At 67.1% G+C, this 25,230-nt stretch carries 21 protein-coding genes; 14 read left to right on the top strand and 7 right to left on the bottom strand.

Annotated features, from left to right (window positions below; genetic code table 11):
* Positions 1–145 precede the first annotated feature (145 nt).
* From tpiA to RKE40_RS05090, 3 genes are all read left to right on the top strand, one after another.
* A complete protein-coding gene (gene tpiA / locus RKE40_RS05100) occupies positions 146–907 on the top strand; it encodes a triose-phosphate isomerase (protein WP_316017155.1) in 762 nt (253 codons plus the stop codon).
* A 126-nt stretch (positions 908–1,033) separates the two neighbouring features.
* A complete protein-coding gene (secG, locus tag RKE40_RS05095) occupies positions 1,034–1,435 on the top strand; it encodes a preprotein translocase subunit SecG (RefSeq protein WP_316017154.1) in 402 nt (133 codons plus the stop codon).
* Positions 1,436–1,592: 157 nt separating this feature from the next.
* Positions 1,593–3,221, top strand: coding sequence for a CTP synthase (locus tag RKE40_RS05090; RefSeq protein WP_316017153.1), 1,629 nt, complete (start codon positions 1,593–1,595; stop codon positions 3,219–3,221).
* Positions 3,222–3,256: 35 nt separating this feature from the next.
* Here the strand turns inward: RKE40_RS05090 and RKE40_RS05085 are convergent, their stop codons facing one another.
* Positions 3,257–3,646 carry a GFA family protein gene (locus RKE40_RS05085; protein ID WP_316017152.1) on the bottom strand — a complete coding sequence of 130 codons (390 nt, stop codon included), beginning with the start codon at positions 3,644–3,646 and terminating at the stop codon, positions 3,257–3,259.
* Positions 3,647–3,748: 102 nt separating this feature from the next.
* Between RKE40_RS05085 and RKE40_RS05080 the strand changes: the two genes are divergently transcribed.
* From RKE40_RS05080 to RKE40_RS05065, 4 genes are all read left to right on the top strand, one after another.
* Positions 3,749–4,150: a DUF350 domain-containing protein gene (locus RKE40_RS05080; RefSeq protein WP_316017151.1), complete on the top strand. Its 402-nt coding sequence runs from the start codon at positions 3,749–3,751 to the stop codon at positions 4,148–4,150.
* Positions 4,151–4,160: 10 nt separating this feature from the next.
* Positions 4,161–4,796, top strand: coding sequence for a DUF1190 domain-containing protein (locus RKE40_RS05075; RefSeq protein ID WP_316017150.1), 636 nt, complete (start codon positions 4,161–4,163; stop codon positions 4,794–4,796).
* 2 nt (positions 4,797–4,798) lie between these two features.
* Complete coding sequence (locus tag RKE40_RS05070) at positions 4,799–5,965, top strand: glutathionylspermidine synthase family protein (protein WP_316017149.1); 1,167 nt, start codon at positions 4,799–4,801, stop codon at positions 5,963–5,965.
* Between the two features lie 77 nt (positions 5,966–6,042).
* Positions 6,043–6,921, top strand: coding sequence for a VOC family protein (locus RKE40_RS05065; protein WP_316017148.1), 879 nt, complete (start codon positions 6,043–6,045; stop codon positions 6,919–6,921).
* 16 nt (positions 6,922–6,937) lie between these two features.
* On the opposite strand, the gene mdoH is transcribed toward RKE40_RS05065, so the two are convergent.
* Positions 6,938–9,157 (bottom strand): glucans biosynthesis glucosyltransferase MdoH, encoded by a 2,220-nt coding sequence (gene mdoH, locus RKE40_RS05060; protein ID WP_316017147.1) that lies wholly within the window; start codon positions 9,155–9,157, stop codon positions 6,938–6,940.
* Positions 9,145–10,674: an OpgD/OpgG family glucan biosynthesis protein gene (locus RKE40_RS05055; protein WP_316017146.1), complete on the bottom strand. Its 1,530-nt coding sequence runs from the start codon at positions 10,672–10,674 to the stop codon at positions 9,145–9,147. Before RKE40_RS05055 ends, mdoH begins: the two co-directional genes overlap by 13 nt.
* A 364-nt stretch (positions 10,675–11,038) precedes the next feature.
* On the opposite strand from RKE40_RS05055, the gene glmU reads away from it, so the two are divergent.
* Positions 11,039–12,394 carry a bifunctional UDP-N-acetylglucosamine diphosphorylase/glucosamine-1-phosphate N-acetyltransferase GlmU gene (gene glmU / locus RKE40_RS05050; protein WP_390893255.1) on the top strand — a complete coding sequence of 452 codons (1,356 nt, stop codon included), beginning with the start codon at positions 11,039–11,041 and terminating at the stop codon, positions 12,392–12,394.
* Between the two features lie 220 nt (positions 12,395–12,614).
* Positions 12,615–14,441: a glutamine--fructose-6-phosphate transaminase (isomerizing) gene (glmS, locus tag RKE40_RS05045; RefSeq protein WP_316017144.1), complete on the top strand. Its 1,827-nt coding sequence runs from the start codon at positions 12,615–12,617 to the stop codon at positions 14,439–14,441.
* Between the two features lie 19 nt (positions 14,442–14,460).
* On the opposite strand, the gene RKE40_RS05040 is transcribed toward glmS, so the two are convergent.
* Positions 14,461–14,838: a YbaN family protein gene (locus RKE40_RS05040; protein ID WP_316017143.1), complete on the bottom strand. Its 378-nt coding sequence runs from the start codon at positions 14,836–14,838 to the stop codon at positions 14,461–14,463.
* 144 nt (positions 14,839–14,982) lie between these two features.
* On the opposite strand from RKE40_RS05040, the gene RKE40_RS05035 reads away from it, so the two are divergent.
* Entirely contained in the window at positions 14,983–15,705 is a 723-nt protein-coding gene (locus RKE40_RS05035; RefSeq protein WP_316017142.1) for a DUF502 domain-containing protein, read from the top strand.
* On the opposite strand, the gene RKE40_RS05030 is transcribed toward RKE40_RS05035, so the two are convergent.
* Entirely contained in the window at positions 15,695–16,528 is an 834-nt protein-coding gene (locus RKE40_RS05030; RefSeq protein ID WP_316017141.1) for an AraC family transcriptional regulator, read from the bottom strand. The genes RKE40_RS05035 and RKE40_RS05030 overlap by 11 nt on opposite strands.
* Positions 16,529–16,597: 69 nt before the next feature.
* Positions 16,598–17,491: a LysR family transcriptional regulator gene (locus tag RKE40_RS05025; RefSeq protein WP_316017140.1), complete on the bottom strand. Its 894-nt coding sequence runs from the start codon at positions 17,489–17,491 to the stop codon at positions 16,598–16,600.
* 99 nt (positions 17,492–17,590) lie between these two features.
* Here RKE40_RS05025 and RKE40_RS05020 point away from each other — a divergent pair, with 99 nt between their 5' ends.
* Complete coding sequence (locus RKE40_RS05020; protein WP_316017139.1) at positions 17,591–18,439, top strand: SDR family oxidoreductase; 849 nt, start codon at positions 17,591–17,593, stop codon at positions 18,437–18,439.
* 83 nt (positions 18,440–18,522) lie between these two features.
* The gene (locus RKE40_RS05015; protein ID WP_316017138.1) at positions 18,523–18,942 is read left to right on the top strand and encodes a RidA family protein; all 420 of its coding nucleotides are present in this window, start codon (positions 18,523–18,525) and stop codon (positions 18,940–18,942) included.
* Between the two features lie 14 nt (positions 18,943–18,956).
* On the opposite strand, the gene recG is transcribed toward RKE40_RS05015, so the two are convergent.
* The gene (gene recG / locus RKE40_RS05010; RefSeq protein WP_316017137.1) at positions 18,957–21,059 is read right to left on the bottom strand and encodes an ATP-dependent DNA helicase RecG; all 2,103 of its coding nucleotides are present in this window, start codon (positions 21,057–21,059) and stop codon (positions 18,957–18,959) included.
* A 143-nt stretch (positions 21,060–21,202) separates the two neighbouring features.
* Here recG and RKE40_RS05005 point away from each other — a divergent pair, with 143 nt between their 5' ends.
* Complete coding sequence (locus RKE40_RS05005) at positions 21,203–21,499, top strand: FAD assembly factor SdhE (RefSeq protein ID WP_316017136.1); 297 nt, start codon at positions 21,203–21,205, stop codon at positions 21,497–21,499.
* A gap of 162 nt (positions 21,500–21,661) precedes the next feature.
* On the top strand, positions 21,662–25,210 hold the full coding sequence (gene mfd, locus RKE40_RS05000) for a transcription-repair coupling factor (protein WP_316017135.1): 3,549 nt from the start codon (positions 21,662–21,664) through the stop codon (positions 25,208–25,210).
* The last annotated feature ends 20 nt before the right edge of the window (positions 25,211–25,230 follow it).

The raw sequence follows: 25,230 nt of genomic DNA, 5'->3' as shown, positions 1-25,230 counted from the left end.
CTATCTTCCTGTCCTGTCGGCGACGGCGCACTTGCGCGCCGCTTATAGGAACAGAGGCCCGGCTCGGCAATCACCGGCTCTCGCATGTGATTGCGAACCGTTCGCGGCGTTGCTAGTCCCCTTGCAGGCAAATTGGAGAATGGGCGTGACGGCAAGCATCAAGCCGCTGGTGGCGGGCAACTGGAAGATGAACGGTCTCAAGACCGATCTCGGCATCGCCGCGGAGATCGCGCGCGGCCATGACGGCGCCCTGCGGACGAAGGTCGACCTCGCCATCTGCCCGCCCGCGACGCTGCTCTATCCCATGACTGCCGCGCTGATCGGCTCGCGCATCGCCACGGGCGGCCAGGATTGCAGCCTGCGCGACAGCGGCGCCTTCACCGGCGAGGTCTCGGCTGCGATGCTCGCCGATGCGGGCGCGCAGTATGCCATCGTCGGCCACTCCGAGCGCCGCACCCTGCATGGCGAGCGCGATGCCACGGTCAAGGCCAAGGCCCAGGCGGCCCAGGCGGCGCTTCTGGTGCCGATCGTCTGCGTCGGCGAGACCAAGGACGAGCGCGAGGCCGGCAAGGCACTCGCCGTGGTCAAGAAGCAGCTGCGCGGCTCGGTGCCCGAGGGCTCGACCGGCGCGACGCTGGTCGTCGCCTATGAGCCGGTCTGGGCGATCGGCACCGGGCTGACGCCGACCACCGCCGATGTTGCCGAGATGCATGCCGCGATCCGCGCCGATCTCGGCCGCATCCTCGGCAAGGCTGCGGCTGCCAGCGTCAGGCTGCTCTATGGCGGCTCGGTCAAGCCGTCCAATGCCGCCGAGCTGATGGGCGTGTCTGATGTCGACGGTGCCCTCGTCGGCGGCGCCAGCCTCAAGGCCGAGGATTTCCTGGGGATCGCCCGCGCCTGCGGCTGAAGCGAATCTGCTGAAATCGCCGGTGGTGCATTGCGCATGCCCATGCTATGGGCACCGCCGAAAACGCGGATCCGTGCCGGATCGCCCATCTTGGCGAACGTGCACGCCATACCCATTTCGTGAGCCATGCAGAACGTTCTCATCGTCATCCACCTGATCATCGTGATCGCGCTCGTCGGCGTCGTCCTGCTCCAGCGCTCGGAGGGCGGCGGCCTCGGCATGGGCTCGGGTGGCGGCGGTGGCGTCGGCGGCTTCATGACCGGCCGCGGCCAAGCCAACGCGCTGACGCGCGCGACGGCGATCCTGGCGGGGCTGTTCTTCATCACCTCGCTCACGCTGGCGGTGCTCGCGACCCATGGCCGGACCCAGCGTTCGATCATCGACGGCGCACCGGCCCCGGGCGCCACGGCTCCGGCCGCGCCGAGCGCGCCTTCGGCTCCCAATGCCGGCGGCGTCCTCGACCAGCTGCGGCAGATGCAGAATCCCGGCGGCGCGCAGCCGCCGACCCCGGCAGCGCCGGGACAGTGATCGGAACAGGGCAGGGGCCGGGAAACCGGCCCTTCTCTTTTGAGGGGGAAGTGCCGGTAAACCGGCCTTGCTCTTTTGTGGACAAGCATGCAGCGCAGGTCCGACCCTCGTCGGCGCGCTTAGCGAATCGCAATCTTGGCGTTAAAGGTGACCTCCCATGACGCGGTATGTTTTCATCACCGGCGGCGTGGTGTCCTCGCTCGGCAAAGGCTTGGCGTCGGCGGCTCTCGCAGCCCTTCTGCAGGCACGTGGCCATACGGTCCGCCTGCGCAAGCTCGACCCCTACCTCAATGTCGATCCGGGCACGATGAGCCCGTATCAGCATGGCGAGGTCTTCGTCACCGATGACGGAGCCGAGACCGATCTGGATCTCGGGCATTACGAGCGCTTCACCGGCCGGCCCTGCAACAAGGGCGACAACATCACCACCGGCCGCATCTACATGGACATCCTGACGCGCGAGCGCCGGGGCGACTATCTCGGCGCGACGATCCAGGTCATTCCGCACGTCACCAACGCCATCAAGGAATTCGTGCTCTCCGGCAATGAGGGCTACGACTTCGTGCTGGTCGAGATCGGCGGCACCGTCGGCGATATCGAGAGCCTGCCCTTCCTCGAGGCGATCCGCCAGACCAACCAGCAATTGCCGCGCGGCCAGTGCATCTTCCTGCATCTGACGCTGCTGCCCTATATCCCGACCGCCGGCGAGCTGAAGACCAAGCCGACGCAGCATTCGGTTGCCGAGCTGCGCTCGATCGGCATCCAGCCCGACATCCTGCTCTGCCGTACCGACCGCGAGATTCCGCGCGAGGAACGCCGCAAGCTCGCTCTGTTCTGCAATGTGCGCGAGACGGCGGTGATCGAGGCCCGCGATGTGTCGTCGATCTACGACGTGCCGCTCTCCTATCATGCCGAGGGCCTCGACAACGAGGTGTTGGCGGCATTCGGCATGGAAGCCGGGCCGGAGCCCGACCTTAGCAACTGGCGTCGCATCTCCGAGCGCGTGAAGAGCCCCGAAGGCGAGGTCACCATCGCCATCGTCGGCAAGTACACCGGGATGAAGGACGCCTATAAGTCGCTGATCGAGGCGCTGACGCACGGTGGCATCGCCAACCGGGTGAAGGTCAATCTCGACTGGATCGAGTCCGAGGTCTTCGAGAAGGAGGACCCGACGCCGTTCCTCGAGCATGTCCATGGCATCCTCGTGCCCGGCGGCTTCGGTCATCGCGGCGCCGAAGGCAAGATCAAGGCAGCGACCTTCGCAAGGCAGCGCAAGGTACCCTATTTCGGCATCTGCTTCGGCATGCAGATGGCGGTGATCGAGGCGGCCCGCTCGCTGGCCGGCATCGAAGGCGCGAACTCGACCGAGTTCGGGCCGACGGATGAGCCTGTGGTCGGCCTGATGACCGAATGGATGCGGGGCAACGAGCTGGAGCAGCGCGCCGCGGGCGGTGATCTCGGCGGCACGATGCGGCTAGGTGCCTATGCCTCGCATCTGTCGGGCGATACCAAGATCGCCAAGATCTATGGCTCGACCGAGATCTCGGAGCGGCATCGCCATCGCTACGAGGTCAATATGGGCTATCGCCAGCAGCTCGAGGCGCGGGGCCTGCGCTTCAGTGGCGTCTCGCCCGACGGGCTTCTGCCGGAGACGGTCGAGTATGCAGACCATCCCTGGTTCATCGGCGTGCAGTACCATCCCGAGTTGAAGTCGCGCCCCTTCGAGCCGCATCCGCTCTTCGCCAGCTTCATCGAGGCGGCGGTGGTGCAGAGCCGCCTGTTCTGACGGGCGGTTCGGGCATCTCCCGATACTGAGTCAGGTTACTCCGGCACCGTGACCCAACGGTGCCGGTGTTCGGTGTAGACCTGCTTGCCGGGCGCCGGGAAATCGGGATCGGCGAAGGCGCCCACGGCGACCGCGATCATGTCGGGCTTGCGCGCAGGCTCCCAGAACACGGTGCTGCCGCAGCCCGGGCAAAAATGCTGCGTCACGGCGTAGCCGCTGTCCGCCTGTCGTCGATAGGCAGCCGTCCGACCCTGAATCCTGACATTCTCGCGCGGAAAGAACGCTGCGATCCCGTAGGTGCTGCCCGTGCGGAGTTGGCATTCGCGGCAGTGGCAGAGCGAGACGCTGACAGGATCTCCCGCGCAGATCAGGCTCAGAGCGCCGCAAGAGCAATGCGCATGTCGTTGCTGCACCGGTGTCTTCATGGCTCGTCTCGCCTCAACTCTCCGTCGCCTGCGACAGTCTGGCGCATCCCTGTCGCTTCCGTATAGTGAGCTCACAAGGCTTGGGCTTTCGCGGGGGGCGGCATGACGATTTCGATGACCGGTTTGCCGGCGTTCCTGCTCTATTTCTGCGTCGGCTTTGCCCTGATCGCAGGGTTCGCGGTGGCCTATCTGCGCCTCACCGCCCATGACGAGATCGCGCTGATCCGCAATGGCAACCTCTCCGCCGCGATCGCCTTCGGCGGCAATGTCGTCGGCTTCTCCGTGCCGCTGGAAAAGGCAATCGAGCAGGCCAGCAGTATTCCGGATCTCGTGATCTGGGCGGTCATCGCGATGCTGATCCAGTTCGGTGCCTATGGCTTCGCGCGCATCGTGATCCCGGAGCTCTCGCGCAAGATCGAGGAGGATCGGATCCCCTCGGCCGCGATGCTGGCCGTGATCGCCATCGTCAGCGGTACCCTGGCTGCCGCCAGCATGACCGAGTGAGGAGGCCGGCATGAAGCGCTCGACCCAGATCGGCCTGGCCGCGGCGGGTGTCGTGCTCGTGGCGAGCTACTGGTCGCTCTCCGGCGGCGAGACCGACGATTCGCTGATCTACAACAACGTCGCGGAGTGCCGTGCCGCCAACCAGCTGACCGCGAGCCAGTGCGAGCAGCGCTTCAACGAGGCTTCCGCCAACCATCTGCGCGAGGCCAAGAAATTCGGCAGCACGGCCGCCTGCGAGCAGGAGTATGGCAGTGGCGGCTGCCAGAGCGCGGTCTGGAACGGGGCGCAGGTCGCCATTCCCGCGCTCGCGGGCATCATGCTGGCGCGGCAGTTCATGTCCGGCGGCGGCGCGGCCCAGCCGCTGCTGCCGCCGACCAGTTCGGCCTGCCCGCCGGGAACCCGGCAGCCCGGTTCGGGACGCCCGGAATGCGAGCAGCCGGCCCGAAGCTCCTCCTCGTCATCATCGTCCAGCGGTGGCTATTATGGCGGCAGCAGCAGTCGCTCGCGGGCCTACACCACCGCCTCGGGGCAGGCGATGGTTGCCCGCAATATCTCTTCGACCGGGATGGCGAGCACCCCCAGCGTCGCCTCGCGCGGCGGCTTCGGCTCCAGCTCGCGCTCCTATTCCTCCCACTCCTCGTCCTGACCATGCGCCGGCTTTCCCTGTCTCCCCGCCCGGACTGGCAGGCCCAGGTCGAACGGCTCGGCTTCGCCTTCCATACGATCGACGGCGAAACCTATTGGGACGAGAGCGTCGCCTACGGCTTCACGCTGCGGCAGATCGAGGACGACATCGAGGCGCCGAGCGCGGCGATCGAGGAACTCTGCTTCGGCTTCGTCGAGCGCGCCATCGCCGACGAGGAGATCCTCCGCCGGCTCGCCGTACCGGAGGTACAATGGCAGCTGATCCGCGACAGCTGGCAGCGCGGCGACCGGAACCTCTATGGCCGGCTCGACTTCGCCTATGACGGCAAGGGCCCGGCCAAGCTCCTCGAATACAATGCCGACACGCCGACCTCGTTGTTCGAGGCCGCCGTGGTGCAATGGGACTGGCTCGAACAGGCGATGGCGCAGGGCAGGCTCTCGCGCGGGTGCGACCAGTTCAACTCGCTGCACGAGCGGCTGGTCGCGGCCTTCGGCCAACTCCGCGAGCCGGCGCCCGAGCGCATGCATTTTACCTGCGTCGACGGCAGCGCCGAGGACAAGGGCACGGTCGACTATCTGATCGACTGCGCTACGCAGGCCGGGATCGATGCGCGTTTCACTTTCATCGAGGAGATCGGCCTGCTTGCCGATGGGCGCTTCTGCGACGGCGCCAGCCTGCCGATCGAGACGCTGTTCAAGCTCTATCCCTGGGAGTGGCTGTTCCGCGAGCAATATGCCGGAGCGCTCGCCGGCTCGCGCTGCCGCTTCGTCGAGCCGCCCTGGAAGGCGCTGGTCTCGAGCAAGGGCCTGCTGCCCTATCTCTGGGAGATGGCGCCCGGCCACCCCAATCTGCTGCCGGCCTTCTTCGAAGGCGATCCGCGCAGTGCCGAGCTCGGCGCCAGCCATGTCCGCAAACCGCTCTATTCGCGCGAGGGCGCCAATGTGACGCTGGTCGAGGACGGCACTGTGCGCGACAGCGACGACGGTCCCTACGGGGCCGAGGGCTTCGTGCTGCAGGCGACGGCGATGCTGCCGAACTTCGACGGGAACTATCCGGTGCTCGGGTCCTGGCTGGTCGCTTCGCAGCCTTGCGGCCTCGGCATCCGCGAGGATGCGACGCCGATCACCAAGAACACCTCGCGCTTCGTGCCGCATTTCATCGAGGGCTAGGATCGGGAGCGTCCGGCGCGAGCGATGCGCTATCATGGCGCGAATCGTCCGCCCTGCCTTTGCGAGCCCAGTCAGCCATGAACCAGCCTTCGCCTTCGCGCGGTCTCGACCATCTCGTCATCGGCGTGGCCGATCTCGACGCGGCGGGCGACTTCTACACTCGCCTGGGTTTCCGGGTCGGCGCGCGCAATCGCCATCCCTGGGGAACCGAGAACCGCATCGTCCAGTTTCCCGGCGCCTTCCTCGAACTGATCACGGTCGGCGACGGCACAGCGATACCGCCACATGGCCAACGCCTGTTCTCCTTCGGCGCCTTCGTCCGCGACGCCCTGGCGCGAGGAGAGGGCATGTCGATGCTCGTACTCGAAAGCCAGGATTCACGTGCCGATGCCGAGCGCTTCAGGCAGGCGGGAATCGGCGATTTCGAGCCCTTCTTCTTCGAGCGGGAGGCAAAGCGTCCCGACGGCTCGCAGGTTCGCGTCGCCTTCAGCCTGGCCTTCACCGAGAATCCGGCGGCGCGCGAATGTGCCTTCTTCGTCTGCCAGCAGCACGAGCCGCAGAATTTCTGGAGCCCGGTCTTCCAGCAGCACGACAACGGCGCGAGCGGGCTTGCGGCGACCTTCATGGTCGCAGCCGAGCCGCAGGCGCAGCGCGACTTCCTCTCGGGCTTTTCCGGTGCAGCCGGCATCGAGACGGCAGATGGCCGCCTGCGTTTCGATCTGCCGCGCGGCCGCATCGAGGTGCTTACGCCCAGAACTGCCGAGTTGGCATTCGGCGCTGTCGAATCCGCGGCGGGAATGCCGCATTTTGCCGGTTTCGCCGTCACGGTGCCGGAGCTGGCCGCGATCGAAGAGAGGCTGGCGCGCCAGGGCATCGAGCACCGGCGCGCAGAGCGCCGGATCATCGTTTCGGCTGCCAGCGCGCGTGGTTGCGCGATCGTGTTCGAGCAGGGCTGAGGACCGAACCCGGTCGTTACCGGGCCGGCGCCTCGGCGCCGGCATGGGCCGGGCCCTCGGGCAGATTGGCGAGCAGGCCGAGCAGGGCCCGGTCGTGCAGCACGACCATGCGCTCCTTCGGCTTCAGCCAGATCATCGCGTCGGAGACGGTTTCGGCGTCGATCAGCTTGGCCTGGGCGACCGCACGCTCGGGTTCGATCTCGCCGCGGCGTCGCGGCTGGACCTGCGGCAGCATGCTCTCATGGGCCGAGCGCAGGACCTGGTCGGCGTGCAGCGCCAGCAGGCCGTCGGCATCGTCATGGCCGGCCTTGGCGAATTCAGCCTGCAGCGCATTCGCTCGCGTCGCGATCGGCGGCGGAGCGCCTTCCTCCGGCGTGACCAGCAGATTGTGCCGCTTCAGCCAGAGGCCGAGCGCAAGCTGGCCGGAGGCCCAGGACAGCGGGATCGCCAGCACGAGGCCGACGATCGTCGGCGACATCCAGGCGAACAGCGAGGTCGCGATCATGAAGGCCGAGAGGCCGGCGACCAGGCCGAGCATGGTATGCGTGCGGTGCCGCCGGACGATATCCTTGAACGGGATCGAGCCGTCGTCGCGGCGCTGCGGATTCCAGCCGGTGTCACGCCCGAGCAGGATCTGGAAGACCGAGCCGGACTGGATCACCATCATGATCGGCGCGAAGATCGCCGAGAACAGCACTTCGAGCAGGGCCGAGAGGGTGAGGCGGATGCCGCCGCCGCAGGCACGCCGCAGCTTGCCGTCGAACAGTGTCAGCAAGAGCCCGAAGAGCTTCGGCGCCAGCAGGATCGCCATGGTCAACGCGAAGAGGTTCAACGCGCGCTCGGGGTCGAAGCGCGGCCATACCGGGAAGAGCGTGAATTCCTGGGTGAAGTACTCGGGGCGCGCGTAGTTGACCTGCAGCACGATCAGGATGCCGACCACCAGCTGCATCAGCCAGAAGGGCGAGGCGAGATAGGCCATCATGCCCGTGGCGAAATGCTGCCGGGTCGCCAGCAGCAGCCCCTTGGCGCCGATGATGCGCGAATGCTGGAGATTGCCCTGGCACCAGCGCCGGTCGCGCGTCGCGATGTCGATCAGCGAGGGCGGGCTCTCCTCGTAGGAGCCCGTGAGGTCGGGCAGCATGTAGACCGACCAACCGGCGCGGCGGATCAGTGCGGCCTCGACGAAGTCATGGCTGAGGACGTGGCCGCCGAAGGGCGGCTTGCCCTTGAGATCGGGCAGACCGCAATGATCTGCGAAGGCCTTCGTCCGGATGATCGCGTTGTGGCCCCAGTAATTGCCGTCGCGGCCGGACCAGACCGCGAGCCCGGTCGCGATCACCGGCCCGTAGACGCGTGCCGCGAATTGCTGGAGCCGCGCGAAGAAGGTGTTGCGGTTGATGATCAGCGGCAGCGACTGGATGATGCCGGCGTCGGGATCGGCTTCCATCGCCGCGGCGAGGCGCACGATGCAGGTGCCGGTCATCAGGCTGTCGGCGTCGAGCACGACCATATGGGCGTAGTGGCCGCCCCAGCGGGTGACGAAGTCGGCAATGTTGCCGGCCTTGCGATGATGGTTCTTCGGTCTGTGGCGGTAGTAGATCCGCGCCTCCGGGCCGAGACGCTGGCGAAGCGCCAGGAAGGCGCGCTCCTCGGCGACCCAGATGTCGGGATTGGTCGTATCCGAGACGATGAAATAGTCGAAATGCTCGCCGAGCCCCGTCGCCTCGACGGATTCGCGGATCGCGGCCAGTGCGGCGAAGGTCCGCGCCGTCGATTCGTTGTAGATCGGCATCACCACGACCGTCTTCTCGGTCAGCGTCTCGGCGCGCGGGCTCTTCAGAAGACCGAACAGCAGGGTGACGAAGCCGAGGATGGCGCTGGTGAAGGCGAGCGCGATCCATGAGAAGTTGATGGTGAACAGCAGGAGCAGCACGTACTGCAGGAAGGTCGTGCGGCTGACCGACACGACATTGTACATTTCCCAGGCACCGTAGGCCGTGAGCGCCCAGGCGCCTCCGAAGACGAAGAGGCGCGCCAGCCAGGGCGTGCGCCAGGCCTTCGGGGCGGCCGGAGCGCGCCGTTCCGGGCCCTTCCAGCGACGGAAGGACTGCACCGGCATCTCGAGTCGGTTTTCCGGCGGCGTTGCCTCGAAGGGCACCGGCCAGGCCGCCGTCTCGGGTTCGGGCTTGCGGACGATCTCGTCCACAACGGCCTCCTGCATGCTCACCACGTCCATCGATTCAGCCAAGTCTCGGATACGGCCTGGCCGCCGGCGTCGAGAACGAGCCGGAGCTCGGAGAGGTTCTCGTTGCCGGGATCTACCTCGAAGGCGACGCGCATCGTCCGCCGCTCCGGAAACGGCCAAAGACGCAGATTATGCACCGCGCCGGGGGTTGCGGTGACGACGGCGCGGGTTGCGGCGATGAGGCCAGCATCGTTCAGCCGCTCGCCGGTGAAGTCGACGATGAAGCGGCGCCGGCGACCTTGCGAGCCGCGCCCCTGTCGGCTGCGGGTGGCGAGCGCCAGTGCTGGCCGATCCGGTGGCTGCCAGCACCAGGCCTGACGATACGCCACGGTCGTCTCGCTGCCGGCGGCGATGGGCTGGCGCGGGCGCCAATAGGCGATGATGTTGTCGTTGAGTTCGGAATCGGTCGGGATCTCGATCAGCTGAACCGAACCCTGGCCCCATTCGCCGAGCGGCTCCATCCAGACGCTCGGCCGCAGCTCGAAGCGCTGGTCGTCATCGATGAAGGCGTTTGGATCGCGCTCGCGCTGCACCAGCCCGAAGCCGCGCGGGTTGGAATCCTGGAAGGAGGAGACCTGCAGGTTGTTCGGGTTGCTCAGCGGCCGGTAGATCCATTCGCCGGTCCCTGACTGCATCTGCACGCCGGAGAGCTCGTGTATCGAAGGGCGCACATCGTCGAAGGTGCGCCGGCTCTGCGGGCCGGCGAAGAAGGTCCCCATCGTGCAGCCGAAGCCGACATGGTCGAGATTGGCGCGGGCAAAAAGCGTCATCTCGACGTCGATGAAGGTCAAGTCGCCGGGACGCAGCGTCATGCGAACGGCGCCGGTCACGCTCTCGGAATCGAGCAGGCCATGGATGATCAGCACGCCGGAAGCCGGGCTTGGCCGCTCGATCCAGTAGGCTCGGAAGAATGGAATTTCCTCGCCACGGGTTTCGCCCGGGCGCAGGATCAGGGCCCGGGCCAGGGCGCCGAAATTCTGGCCGCGCGCCAGCGAGCGGAAGAAGGTCGCGCCCTGGAAGATGGCGACTTCAAAGGGTCGCTCGAGCCCGGTCGCGACCCGGAACCCCGAAAATTGCAGGTCGACCCCGGCCGGCGGCGGCGTGACGCGGCCGTAGTCGAACTTGCCGCGGTCGAAGGCTACGCGCCGGACGACGTCGTCTTCGACTGCGAAAAGGCTGACCGGTGCCGAAAAGACGTAGCCACGATGCATCGGCTCGATCGTGAACCCGCGATTTTCGCCAGCCCAGATCAGCCCGCCTGGCTGCGCCCGGATGCCGACATACTGGTCGTAGGGCAGGGTGGCGTAGCCTTCCGGCAGGTCAGTCGCCGTCAGCGGCACCATCGGGCGGCGCGACAGCATGCGAGCCGCTTCGACGACGAGCGAGGCTTCAAAGCGCTGGCCTTCGGTGATGACGGACTGCACGAGGCTCGCCCAGCTCGACTGGGCGTGGGCCGGCGTTCCGGAAACCAGGCGCTGCGCGACGAGGCCGGTCGCGGCTGCGCTCAAAAATCGACGGCGATTCAAGGATTTCGACATCAGTTCCAACTTGCGCCGTCAGCGGAGCGGCCGCTTTGCGCTTCTAGAGCATTTTACGGCGGGCTGGAAAGCGGACACCACATTGTAAGGTGAAAAAAAGCGCCCTGCGTGCTTTCGCAAGGTCATCCCCCCGGATCGCTCGCCCCCTCCCTGCCAAGGCTTTGCGGCAGTTCCGCTTTCGCCTCGGCAACCGACTTTGCCAAATCCTCTCCGGATCGGCTATCCACTCCCGGCGCAGCACCCGCCTGCGCCGGATCGATGGCCGGCTTCGGACGCCGCCGCGCCGACCGGGATTTTCGCCCCGACAGTATGAGACTCGAAGATCATGACGGAAATGCAGCCCGGCAGAACCTGTCTCGCCATCATCCTCGCAGCGGGTGAAGGCACGCGCATGAAATCCACCCGGCCGAAGGTGCTGCATGAGATGGCGGGGCGCTCGCTGCTCGGTCACGCATTGGCAGCCGTCTCGGCTGCCGGCGCGGATTCGCTCGTCGTCGTGATCGGCCCGGACCGAGCGGATGTCGCAGCAGAGGCTCGCAGGCTCGCGCCACAAGCCCGCATCGTGGTGCAAGCCGAACGCAAAGGTACCGCCCATGCCGTGCTGGCTGCGCGGGAGAGCCTGGCCGAAGGTCATGGCGACGTGCTCGTCGCCTTCGCAGATACGCCCTTGGTTCGATCGGAGACTTTTGCCGGCTTGCGGGGTGCACTGCACAGGGGAGCAGGTGTCGCGGCGCTGGGCTTCGAGGCGCGCGATCCCACCGGTTACGGCCGCTTCGTCACGCGCGACGGCCAGCTCGAGGCGATCGTCGAGCATAAGGATGCCGATGCGGCGACCCGTGCCATCACACTGTGCAATGCCGGCCTGATGGCGCTCGACGGCAAGCACGCCCTGACCATTCTCGAAGCGATCGGCAATACCAACGCTCAGAACGAGTACTACCTGACGGACGCCGTCGAGGTGGGGCGCAGGCAGGGATTGACGACGGTCGCGCTGATCGCGCCGGAGGCCGAGGTGCAGGGCGTCAACGACCGTGCCCAGCTCGCCGCGGCGGAGGCGGATTTCCAGAAGCGCCGGCGCCTCGAGGCGATGGCGGCCGGCGCCACGCTGGTCGCGCCCGAAACCGTATTCTTCAGCCATGACACGCGCATCGGCCGCGACGTGCTGATCGAGCCCAATGTCGTCTTCGGTCCGGGCGTCAGCGTCGCCGACGGCGCGGTGATCCACGCTTTCTCGCATCTGGAAGGCGCCTGCGTCGGGGCGAACGCGACGATCGGCCCCTATGCCCGGCTGCGGCCGGGCGCCGATCTCGCGGAAGGGACGAAGGTCGGGAACTTCGTCGAGATCAAGGCCGCGAAGATCGGTGAGGGGGTCAAGGTCAACCATCTCACCTATATCGGTGACGCCGAAGTCGGCGCGAACGCCAATATCGGCGCCGGCACGATCACCTGCAATTATGACGGCTTCTTCAAGTCGAAGACGATCATCGGCGAGGGCGCCTTCATCGGCTCCAACTCGGCTCTGGTGGCGCCGGTGACGATCGGCGCCGGCGCCTATGTCGGCTCCGGATCGGTGATTACCCGCGACGTTCCGCCCGATGCGCTGGCAGTCGCGCGGGGACGGCAGATCGAGCGCCAGGGTTGGGCCGCCGCGTTTCGAGCGGCCGCTAGAGCGCGAAAGGCGGCCGTCTAGCGCGCAGGCAGCTAGACGGGCAGGGGTTCAGCACTGGCGGACGAGACGCGACCGGAGCCAGTCGAGCCGGGAGCTGGTCGGTTCGCGCCTCTCGCTGTCCCGGTATGCCGCGGAGCCGTGGTTCCGCTTTCATTCACAGTTGGATATCCAACGTGATTTCGCATTAGCGACGCCGCGCAGTATGGCGTTTCGCACCGACAACGACGTTAAGAGGCATCGCATGTGCGGGATCGTGGGCATTCTCGGCAAACAGGCTGTGGCCGGCCAGGTGGTCGAGGCGCTGCGGCGGCTCGAATATCGCGGCTATGATTCCGCCGGAGTCGCTACGCTCGAAGGTGGCCGGCTCAGCCGCCGCCGCGCCGAGGGCAAGCTCAAGAATCTCGAGGTGCGCCTTTCCAGCGAGCCGCTCGACGGGCTGATCGGCATCGGCCATACCCGCTGGGCGACGCATGGCAAGCCGACCGAGAGCAATGCCCATCCGCACGCCACCGAGAAGCTGGCGGTCGTCCACAACGGCATCATCGAGAACTTCCGCGAGCTCAAGGCCGAGCTCCAGGCCGACGGGCATGTCTTCGACAGCGAGACCGACACCGAGGTCGTAGCGCATCTCGTCACCCGCGAGCTCGATCGCGGTAAGGATCCGATCGCGGCGGTCGGGGCGGCGCTGCCGCATCTGCGTGGCGCCTTCGCGCTCGCCTTCCTGTTCGAGGGACAGGAAGACCTGCTGATCGGCGCCCGTAAGGGCTCGCCGCTGGCGGTCGGTATCGGCGACGGCGAGATGTATCTCGGCTCGGATGCGCTGGCATTGGCGCCCTTCACCAACCTGATCGCCTATCTCGACGAGGGTGACTGGGTCGTGCTGAACCGCAAGGGCGCGACCTTCTACGACGCCGACGGCAGCCAGGTCGAACGCCGTGCCCAGCGCGTCGCCGCCGGCGCCTTCCTGGTCGAGAAGGGCAATCACCACCACTTCATGGCCAAGGAGATCTATGAGCAGCCGGAAGTGGTCGGCCATACGCTGACGCATTACGTCGACATGGCGAACGGCGTGATGCGGCTGCCTTTCGAGACGCCGTTCGACTGGAAGAACCTGTCGCGCCTGTCCGTCTCGGCCTGCGGTACCGCCTATTATGCAGGCCTCACCGCCAAATACTGGTTCGAGAAGCTGGCGCGGCTGCCGGTCGAGATCGATGTCGCCTCGGAGTTCCGCTATCGCGAGGCTCCCTTGCCGGCGAACGGGCTCGCGCTCTTCGTCTCGCAATCGGGCGAGACGGCCGACACGCTCGCCTGCCTGCGCTATGCCCGCCAGGAAGGCCAGCACGTGATGTCCGTCGTCAACGTGCCGACCTCGACCATTGCGCGCGAGAGCGACGTCGTCGCCCCGACGCTGGCCGGCCCGGAGATCGGCGTCGCCTCGACCAAGGCCTTTACCTGCCAATTGACAGCGCTCGCCGGCCTCGCCATCGCCGCTGCCCGCGCTCGCGGCACGCTCTCGGCCGAGCAGGAAGCGCGTTACGTCCAGGAGCTGATCTCGCTGCCCGGCCTGATGGCGCAGGCGCTGACGCTGGAGCCGGAGATTGAGAAGCTCGCTCGCAAGCTCGCCAAGGCGCGCGACGTGCTCTATCTCGGCCGCGGCACGGCTTTCCCGATGGCGCTGGAAGGCGCGCTGAAGCTCAAGGAAATCAGCTACATCCATGCCGAAGGTTATCCGGCTGGCGAACTCAAGCATGGCCCGATCGCGCTGATCGACGAGGACATGCCGGTCATCGTGATCGCCCCGCATGACGCGCTCTTCGAGAAGACCGCCTCGAACATGCAGGAGGTCGCGGCGCGCGGTGGCCGGATCATCCTGATCACCGACGCCAAGGGAGCCGCCGAAGCCGGGATCGTGCCGGAGGCGACGATCATCATGCCGGAGATGGATCCGCTGTTCGCGCCAATCGTCTATGCGGTGCCGATCCAGATGATCGCCTATCAAACGGCCGTCTTCATGGGCAAGGACGTCGATCAGCCGCGCAATCTGGCGAAGTCGGTCACTGTCGAGTGAGCGCGATCCCTCGCCTGAATCAGTCGCCCGCCGGCTCCGGCCGGCTGGCGACATAGGTTCCGGCCGCGATCAGGCAGGCGCCGGTCGCCCACAAGGCGATTGGCGGCGCGTCGCTCGCAGCGACCAGCGCGAAGCTCAGCACCATCGAGCCGCAGGCGATGTACTTGGTCCGCCGCGCGATCGAACCTGTTCGCCGCCAGGCCACGACCTGCGGTCCCAGCTTCGGATGGCCGATCAGCCAGGCCTCGAAGCGCGGCGACGAGCGCGAGAAGCACCAGGCTGCGGCGATGAGGAAAATGGTGCCCGGCATCAGCGGCAGCACGAGCCCGATCACGCCGATGGCGGTCAGCACCCAGCCTGCGGCGAAATAGAGGTGGCGGCGCCAGGGGCTCGGCATTCTGGAAGGCTCGGACACGCGCGCCTGTCGATACTTAAGAATCAGGGACTAGCCAGAAGCGGCTGCTCGGCTATCGTCGCATATTGCGGTGCAGGGTTGCAGCCCCCCGCAGCCCTTGGATCCGATAGAAGCCCAGGATAGTCGATGGTCGCAGACCGCCCGCCCGATCCGCACCTCGTCGTCCATCCCGACCTGTTGCGGCCGAGCTTCGGCACCAGACTGCGGCGCTACTTCCTGACCGGGCTCGTGCTGGCGGCGCCACTCGCGATCACGGCGTCGGTGACCTGGTGGTTCGTCAATCTGGTCGATGGCTGGGTAAAGCCGCTGGTTCCGGCGCAGTTCTGGCCGGACACCTATCTGCGCTTTCCGCTGCCCGGGTTCGGCGTGGTCTTCGCCCTGGTGGGGCTGACGCTGCTGGGCTTTTTCGCCGCCAACCTGGTGGGGCGCACGCTGATCGGCGCCGGTGAGGCGCTGCTCAACCGGATGCCGGTGGTGCGCGGGCTCTACAAGGGCGTGAAGCAGGTCTTCGAGACGATCTTCTCCCAGTCCGGCACCTCGTTCCGCAAGGTCGGTATGGTCCAGTTCCCGCAGCCTGGCATGTGGTCGATCGTCTTCATCGCGCAGGAGGCCGCGCCCGAGATCGCCGGCAAGCTGCCGGACTGCGACGAGCAGATCGGCGTCTTCCTGCCCTGCACGCCGAACCCGACCACCGGCTTCTTCTTCTATCTGCCCCGGCGGGAGGTGGTCGAGGTCGCGATCTCGGTCGAGGAAGGCGCCAAGTTGATCATGTCCGCCGGAATGATCCAGCCCGGCGACGCCCTGGGACGCAACGGCGGCAACGGCAACGGGCCCCGGCTCAGCCCTTGAGGGCGAGCCAGATCTCGACGACGCCGTTGCCGGTCGCCCCGTTGAAGCGCTCGTCCATCCGCTCCAGGGTCGCTCCGAGGGCGGGCTCGCGTCCCGATTTCGGCAGCCATTCGCGCCAGATGAATTCAAACGCTTGTTTGATGCCGGTGATGTGGCCGTCATATTCGAAGACCGCGTAGTGCTGCTCGGGAACGCGCAGCCGTTCGAACTCCTGCGGCAGGTCGCTGAAGCTCGAGACTTCGACGCCGGCGAGGTAGTCGAAGGCGCCCTGGTCGTCGCAGTTGTGGCTGACGCCATAGGCGGCATGCCCGATCTGCCCGGGGATATGGCCGAAATGCGGGACGATCTTCTGCCAGAGCAGCGGGATGCCCGCGGTATTGTCGACCGAGAAATGGCCGCCGAATCCGGCAAAAAGCAGGAGCTTGCCGGTGACGAAGCGCGGCTCGGCCAGGGTAGTCGGTGAGATGTCGTGCATGGAAAGCGGCTCCACGAGGGTGAGGGCGGATAGATCGCGCCGAGCCCGCAGATCCTCCGGCGTGACGCCGAATTGCTCGCGAAAGGCGCGGGTGAAGGCCTCGTGAGAGCCATAACCCCAGTCGAGTGCGACCTGCAGGATATCGGGCGCACCCTCGGCCAGCCGGCGTGCCGCCTCCGACAATCGCCGCTCGCGGACATAGCGCATCACCGAGCGCCCGGTCGCGACGCCGAAGGCGCGACTGAGATGGAAGCGGGAGACGCCGCTCGCCTCGGCGATCTCGTCGAGCGAGAGCGGCGCGGTGAAGCGGCTTTCGATGCACCAGAGGGCTTTCTTGATCGGGTCCATGGCTCACTCACGAAACGCCTGCACCATGGTGCAGGCAGGGCGGACGCGCTTGATCGAGATTGCTACCGGCTATTTTCGTAGCGTCTTGACGACGTCGAGGAAGGCCCGCAGGGCCGGCGGCACGGCGCGATGCCCCGGGTAATAGACCGCCACCCCTTCCGGAGCCGGCGCCCAGGCGGTGAGAATCTGGCGCAGGCGACCCTCGGCCAAGGCCGTCTCGGCGGCCGGGCTGGCGACATAGGCGATGCCCAGATCGTTGATCGCTGCGTCCACCATCAGTTCCTCGTCGTCGAGGATGACCGGCCCACCGACTTCGATCGTCAGCTCCTGCCCGGCCCGTTCAAACTCCCAGCGATAGAGCTTGCCGCTGGGCATCCGGTGGCCGATGCAGCGGTGACTCTCCAGTTCCTCGGGACTGCCTGGCTCGCCGAAGCGTTCGAGATAGGCCGGTGACGCCACGCAGATGAAGCTGATCGCGGCGCCGAGCGGCACGGCGACCATGTCCTTGTGAATCGATCCGGCGAGACGCACGCCGGCATCGAAGCCGGCCGATACGATGTCGACCAGGCGCCCTTCGACGACGATGTCGACGACCACACTCGGAAAGCGCTCGGCCATCAGAGGCAGCACCTCGCGGACGAGAAGCGTGGCCGCAATGCGCGGCACGTTGATCCGGACGTTCCCGGCAACGCTGCCGCGGAACGTCGCGATGCTGTCGAGTGCATCGTCCAGCGTTGCGAGCGCAGGCTGAAGCCGGCCGAGCAGTTCGAAGCCCGCTTCGGTCGGTGAAACACTCCGTGTCGTGCGGTTAAGCAGGCGCACGCCCATGCGATCCTCGAGGGCACGCATCGCATGGCTCAAGGTAGACGGCGCCATGCCGAGCTCGTCGGCCGCATGGCGGAAGCTGCGGCGGGTTGCGACCGCCACGAATGCGGTGAGGTCGTTGAGCGAGGGGCGATTCATTGGTGGTAATCCAGCATGATCTCATACGGATTTTCGTGCCTAATCCGCACAATGCTTCTTCTCTATCTCATGCCGGTGTCAAACCAGAAGGTGTGGGATATGCAGAAAACTTGGCTAATTACGGGTGTTTCGTCCGGGCTCGGCCGGCTCCTGGCGCAGAAGGCGCTGGCGCGTGGCGACAGCGTCGTCGGAACCAGCCGCAGCGCCGATGCACTGCCCGATCTGCGCGAGCGCTATCCGCAGCGACTTGGCATCATTGCGCTCGACCTCAAGGATCAGAGTTCCGTGCGTGCTGCGGTCGACCGCGCTTTCGAAGAGCGCGGCCGTCTCGACATCGTCGTCAGCAATGCCGGCTATGGCCTCGTCGGAGCGGCCGAGGAGGTGAGCGACCAGCAGGTCCGCGACATCATCGCGACCAATCTCATGGGCTCGATCACGCTGATACAGGCGGCTTTGCCGTATCTGCGCAAGCAGGGCGGCGGCCGGATTCAGCAGCTCTCGAGCGAGGGCGGCCAGATCGTCTATCCGGGTCTCGGCCTCTATCATGCGACCAAATGGGGCATAGAAGGCTTCGTCGAGACCGTGGCGCTGGAGGTCGCGCCCTTCGGCATCGAGCTCACCCTGGTCGAGCCCGGTCCGACGCGCACGGAATTCGGCGGCAATCTCGCCCACGCCGAAGCGCTCGCGGCCTATGAGGAGACGCCGGTCGGTCAGACCCGCGCGGCGGTTCGCGGCTCCTGGGTGGTCAAGGGCGATCCCGAGCGGGTGACGGAGGCGATGATCAGGCTCGCCGACCAGAAGGGGCCGCTTCCAAGGCGGCTCGTGCTCGGTGCCGATGCCTATGCCGGCATCCGGAACGCGCTCAGCGGCCGTATCGCGGAGCTCGACAGCCAGAAAGAGATCTCGGTCGCGGCCGATTTCACCGAGGCGGAACTCGCACGGCTCTGAACGCTGATCCAGCCAGCCCGCCAAGCGCAATCCGGCACGGTTTCAAGCCAGCCTCTTATTCGAACATTCCACGAGGTAATGACATGGCCAAGCGCGACGCCATTTTCCCCGCCGATCGACATGCCCTCTATGATGTCCATCAATATTCCGCCGCCATCCGGCATGGCGACCTGCTCTTCGTTTCCGGACAGGTCGGGAGCCGAGAGGACGGCTCGCCCGAACCGGTCTTCGAGGACCAGGTCCGCCGGGCCTTCGCCAATCTGCGCGCCGTGCTCGCGGCGGCGGATGCGAGTTTCGACGACGTGATCGACGTCACCTCCTTTCACACCGATCCGCAGACGCAGTTCGACACGGTTCTGGCCGTCCGGGCCGAGGAGATCGGCGAGCCGCCTTATCCGGCCTGGACGGCTGTCGGCGTGACCTGGCTCGCCGGCTTCGACTTCGAGCTCAAGGTGATCGCCCGCCTGCCGCCCAAAGCTGCCGGAAGCTCGCCGGCGGCATAGGGCCAAGCGTGGTCTCAGCCCGCGCGGAGCAGGCGGATCGCGACGTCGCGCTCGAACAGGTAGAGCAGGGTCCTGATCGCCTGGCCGCGCGGCGTCTCCAGATTGGGATCGCGCTCGATCAGCAGCCGGGCATCGTCGCGGGCGGCCGCGAGCAGGTCGCCGTCGACCTCGGGCCGGGCGATGCGCCAATCGGGCGAGCCCGACTGCTTGGTGCCGAGCACCTCGCCTTCGCCGCGCAGGCGAAGGTCCTCCTCGGCGATGCGGAAGCCGTCCTCGGTCTCGCGCATGATCGTCAGCCTCGCTTCGGCCACAGGCCCAAGCGGGCCCTTGTAGAGGAGGAGACAGGTCGAGGCGGCCGAGCCGCGCCCGATCCGGCCGCGGAGCTGATGGAGCTGGGCGAGGCCGAAGCGCTCGGCATGCTCGATCACCATGACCGATGCGTTGGGCACGTCGACGCCGACCTCGATCACCGTGGTCGAGACCAGCAGGCGCGTTTCGCCGGCGACGAAGGCCGCCATCGCCGCATCCTTGTCGCGGCCCGGCATCTGGCCGTGCAGCAGGCCGACCTTGGCGCCGAACTCTTCCTGCAGCGCCTCGAAGCGCTGCTGCGCCGCCGCGACGTCGAGCGTGTCGGATTCCTGGACCAGCGGGCAGACCCAGTAGACCTGCGCGCCGGCCTCGATGGCGCGTCCGACCGCGCCGACGACCTCGTCATAGCGCTCGGAGGAAATCGCCTTGGTGGCGATCGGCTTTCGGCCCGCCGGCTTCTCCGACAGGATCGAGACATCCATGTCGCCGAACCAAGTCAAGGCGAGCGTGCGCGGGATCGGAGTCGCCGTCATCACGAGGACGTCGACCGCTTCGCCCTTGGCACCGAGCAGCAGGCGCTGATGCACGCCGAAGCGGTGCTGCTCGTCGACCACGGCGAGCGCGAGGTCATGGAAATCGACGCCTTCCTGGAACAGGGCGTGCGTGCCGACGACGATGTCGATCTCGCCGCCGGCGAGCCCCGCCAGGACCTGGCGGCGTCCCGCGCCCTTTTCGCGGCCGGTCAGCAGCGCAAGCTTCAAGCCGGCCTTCTCGGCGAGCGGCGCCAGGCGCTCGGCGTGCTGACGGGCAAGGATTTCGGTCGGCGCCATCAGCACCGATTGCCGCTTCGCTTCTGCCGCCGCGGCCATCGCCATCAGCGCGACCACTGTCTTGCCGGAGCCGACATCGCCCTGCAGCAGGCGCAGCATCCGCTCCGGCTTCTCCATGTCGTCATGGATGTCGGCGACCGCCTTGCGCTGGCCGTCGGTGAGCTTGAAGGGCAGGGCGGCTTCGATGGCCCGGCGCAAGGCACCGTCGCCCGCCGTGACGCGGCCGGCCATCTTCTTCTGCTGGCGCCGGACCAGGGCGAGCGCGATCTGGCTCGCCAGCAATTCGTCATAGCCGACGCGCCGGCGCGCGACCGTATCGCCCTCGACGGCCTTGAGGTCCGGCGGGTGGTGCAGCGCCTGCATGGCCGGCCGGAAGGCGGGGAATCCGGCCTTCGCCAGAAAGCCCTCATCCTGCCATTCCGGCAGATCGGGGCAGCGCTCGGCCGCACCGGCGACGATCCTTGCCATGATCCGCCCGCCGACGCCCTCGGTCAGGCGGTAGACGGGCTCGATCGAGGGCAGGCTTGCGGCGAGCTTGGGATCTAGCACCCTGTCGGGATGCACCATCTGGCGCATGCCGTCCCAGAGCTCGAGCTTGCCGGAGATCAGCCGATAGGCGCCGACCGGCAGGGTCTGGAGCAGATGGCGGACATCGGCATGGAAGAAGACCAGCGTCACGTCGCCGGTCTCGTCCTCGACGAGGATGCGATAGGGCGCCTTGGCCTTGGTTGGCGGGGGCGGGCGGTGCTCGCTCACCCGCGCGGCGAAGGTCGCGATCTCGCCGATCGGCGCTTCTGCGATGCTCTCGCTCGGGCGGCGGTCTATGGCGCCGCTCGGCAGGTGGAAGAGGAGGTCGATGACGCGGGCATCATGGCTTTCGTCGCCGAGGAACTTGTCGAGCAGCTTGCCGAGTTTCGGGCCGACGCCGGCAAGCGTGGTGGCGGGGGCAAACAGCGGATCGAGGATCGAGGGACGCAAAGGGGCCGCTCACAGCATGTCAGGAGTGCGAGGATCGCGGCGCGGGCACCGCTGACTTCATCGGATTCCCTCGCTATATAGCCCGCGAAGGCTGGCTCGGCGACGGGCCGGTCCGTTGCGCATTCGCCAGCGTGAGGAAAACGATGAGTGGCTCGACCCGCAGCAGCGCCGATCTCGACCCGCGCCGGCGCAAGATCCTGTTCCGCGCCTGGCATCGTGGCATGCGCGAGACCGATTTGATCATGGGCCGCTTCGCCGATGCCGAGATCGGCGGGCTGAGCGAGGCCGAGCTCGACGAGTTCGAGCGCCTGATCGAAGTGCTCGACCGTGATCTGCTCAGCTGGATCACCGGCGAAGCGGAGGTTCCGGAGAACTATGACAGCGCGCTGTTCCGCCGGCTGAAGGCGTTCCACCAGCACGACAAGCCGATCCATGTCTAGCCTTGCGCCCAAGGCTGTCATCCCGGGCGCAGCGAAGCGAAGACCCGGGATCCATGCCTGAACCGTTCCGGCATGGATCCCGGATCGGCGCCGCCTGCGGCGGCTTGTCCGGGATGACCCGGCGATTTTCATTCCGTTAGACTTGCCAAGATTGGCTACTGCATGAGCATTCCCCCGCCTGCCCAGATCGCCAAGCCGCAGCTCGAGCGCATCCTCGATGCGCTGCGCCGCGGCGACAAGCCGATGCTCTCCGCCGTGCCGGACGGTTTCGACGCCGTCGTGCTCGCCGACCTGACGCGCGCCCGCGCCAAGAAGGCGGAAGGGCCGGCGATGCTTGTCTTCGTCGCCCGCGACGGCCAGCGCCTGCAGGTGATCGAGAATGCGCTGCAGTTCGTCGCGCCCGATCTCGAGGTGATGAGCTTCCCGGCCTGGGACTGCCAGCCCTATGATCGTGTCTCGCCGGCGCCCTCGATCGTCGCGCACCGGATGACGACGCTGTCGCGGCTCGCCAAGACCAAGTCGGGCGACCGGCCGCGCCTGCTGCTGACCACCGTCAACGCCGCGCTCCAGCGCGTGCCGGCCTTCTCCAAGGTTGCATCCGAGAGTTTCTCGGCTGCGCCGGGCAACATGGTCGACACCGAGGAGCTGGCGCGCTGGCTCGACGTCAACGGCTACCTGCGCACATCGACCGTGCGCGAGACCGGCGAGTTCGCCGTGCGCGGCGGCATCGTCGACCTCTACCCGCCGGGCATGCCGGCGCCGATCCGGCTCGACTTCTTCGGCGATACGCTTGAATCGATCCGCACCTTCGATCCGGAGACGCAGCGCACCACCGGGCAGTTGCGTGGGCTCGACCTCGTGCCGATGTCCGAGGCGCAGATGACGAGCGACTCGATCCGTCGCTTCCGCCAGTCCTATATCGCGACCTTCGGCACGCCCGGGCGCGACGACACACTCTACGAAGCGGTGAGCGAGGGCAGGCGCCCGGCGGGCCTCGAGCACTGGCTGCCGCTGCTGGCGGAGAAGCTCGACACGCTCTTCACCTATCTGCCCGATGTTCCGATCGTGCTCGACCATCACGCCGATGACGCGGTCGGCGAGCGTATCAGCCTGATCAAGGACTATTACGACGCCCGCAAGAGCGCGCTCGACCAGCCGTCGCCGGGCTCTATCCCCTACAAGCCGCTGCTGCCGGAGGCGCTCTATCTCTCGCCGAACGATTGGCGCGGAATCATCGGCGAGGCCGGCGTCGCTTCGCTGACGCCGTTCCAGCTGCCCGAGAGCGAGGGCAAGCTCGTCGTCGATCTCGGCGGCAAGCAGGGCCGCAGCTTCGCCGCCGAACGCGCGGACAATTCCGGCAGCGTCTTTGACGCGGCCGTCGCCCATGTGAAGGCGCTGGAGGCCGACGGGCGGCGCGTTATCCTCGCCGGCTGGTCGGAGGGCTCGCGCGAGCGTCTCGCCCATGTCCTCGCCGATCACGGCCTGAAGTCCGTGCAGATGACAGGCTCGCTGCGCGCCGCCTTCGACCTGAAGCCCGGCACCACCGCGCTCGCGGTCTGGGGCTTCGAGACCGGCTTCGAGGCCGGCAAGCTCGCGGTCATCGGCGAGCAGGACATTCTCGGCGACCGGTTGGTGCGTCCCCGCCGCAAGGCCCGCCGCCCGCAGGATTTCATCAACGAGCTCTCCTCGCTGACGCCCGGCGACATCGTCGTCCATGTCGACCACGGTATCGGCCGTTTCGTCGGCCTGCAGACGATCACCGCGGCCGGCGCGCCGCATGACTGCCTCGAAATCCACTATGCCGGCGACGCCAAGCTGTTCCTGCCGGCGGAGAATATCGAGCTGCTCTCGCGCTACGGCTCGGAGGACACCGAGGTCGTGCTCGACCGGCTCGGCGGCGGCGGCTGGCAGGCCCGCAAGGCCAAGCTGAAGCAGCGCATCCGCGAGATGGCGGGCAAGCTGATCCAGATCGCCGCCGCCCGCGCCCTCAAGGAAGCGCCGCGCCTCGTCCCGCAGGACGGGCTCTATGACGAGTTCTGCGCCCGCTTCCCCTATGAGGAGACCGAGGACCAGCAGAACACCATCGACGCCGTGCTCGACGACCTCGCCGCCGGGCGGCCGATGGACCGGCTGGTCTGCGGCGATGTCGGCTTCGGCAAGACGGAAGTCGCGCTGCGTGCCGCCTTCACCGCTGCGCTCGCCGGCAAGCAGGTCGCGGTCGTGGTGCCGACGACGCTGCTCGCGCGCCAGCACTACCGAAATTTCGCCGAGCGCTTCGCCGGGCTCCCGGTGAAGGTCGGTCAGGCCTCGCGCTTCGTCTCGGCGCCCGATCTCAAGGCGGTGAAGCAGGGCATCAGCGACGGGACCATGGACATCGCCGTGGGCACGCATGCGCTGCTCGGCAAGGGCATCGACTTCAAGGATCTCGGACTCGTCATCGTCGACGAGGAGCAGCATTTCGGCGTCGCTCATAAGGAGCGGCTGAAGGAGATGCGCGCCGAGGTTCATATGCTGACGCTGACCGCGACGCCGATCCCGCGCACGCTTCAGCTCGCCATGACCGGGGTGCGCGAGCTCTCGATCATCGCGACGCCTCCGGTCGACCGGCTGGCGGTGCGCACCTTCGTCACGCCCTTCGATCCGCTGATCGTCCGCGAGGCGCTGCTGCGCGAGCGCTATCGCGGCGGGCGCTCCTTCTATGTCGTACCGCGCATCGAGGACATCGCCGACGTCAAGGACTTCCTCGACAAGCAGGTGCCCGAGTGCAAGGTCGGCCTCGCCCATGGCCAGATGGCGGCCGGCACGCTGGAAGACGTGATGACGGCCTTCTACGAGGGCCAGTACGACATCCTGCTCTCGACCACGATCGTCGAATCCGGCCTCGACATCCCGACCGCTAACACGCTGATCGTCCACCGCGCCGACATGTTCGGCCTCGCCCAGCTTTATCAGCTCCGGGGCCGCGTCGGCCGCTCGAAGATCCGCGCCTATGCGCTGTTCACGGTCCCGGCCAACCGCAAGCTGACGGACCAGGCCGACCGACGCCTTAAAGTTCTGCAGTCGCTCGATACGCTGGGCGCCGGTTTCCAGCTCGCCAGCCACGACCTCGACATCCGCGGCGCCGGCAACCTGCTCGGCGACGAGCAGTCCGGCCATATCAAGGAGGTCGGCTACGAGCTCTACCAGCAAATGCTGGAGGAGGCGGTGGCAGCGCTCAAGGCCGGTGTCGAGATCGAGAGCGACGCGCACTGGTCGCCGTCGATCCAGATCGGCGCGCCGGTGATGATCCCGGAGCACTATATCGGCGATCTCACACTGAGGCTGACGCTCTACAAGCGCCTCTCGACTATGGACGAGGATGGCGAGCTGCAATCCTTCGGCGCCGAGCTGGTCGACCGCTTCGGCCCGCTGCCCGAAGAGGTGCAGCAGCTGCTCGAGATCGTCGCGATCAAGGCGCTGTGCAAGCGCGCCAATGTCGAGAAGGTCGAGGCCGGGCCGAAGGGCATCATCGTCGCCTTCCGCGACAACGAGTTCGCCAATCCGGAAGGGCTCGTCTCCTATGTCGCCAAGCAGGGCTCGCTGGCCAAGGTCCGCCCGGACATGCGCGTCGTCTTCATCGATGATTTCGAGACGGCGGAGCAGCGCCTGAAGGGTACGCGCCGGTTGCTGACCGATCTCGCGCGCATCGCCGAGCGGAAGAAGGCGGCCTAAGGGACGGCTGAGCGTCATTC

Source organism: Allobosea rubneri (assembly GCF_032464875.1).
In the GTDB taxonomy this organism is placed as follows: Bacteria; Pseudomonadota; Alphaproteobacteria; order Rhizobiales; family Beijerinckiaceae; genus Allobosea; species Allobosea rubneri.
This window is presented reverse-complemented; position numbering and strand designations above follow the sequence as displayed.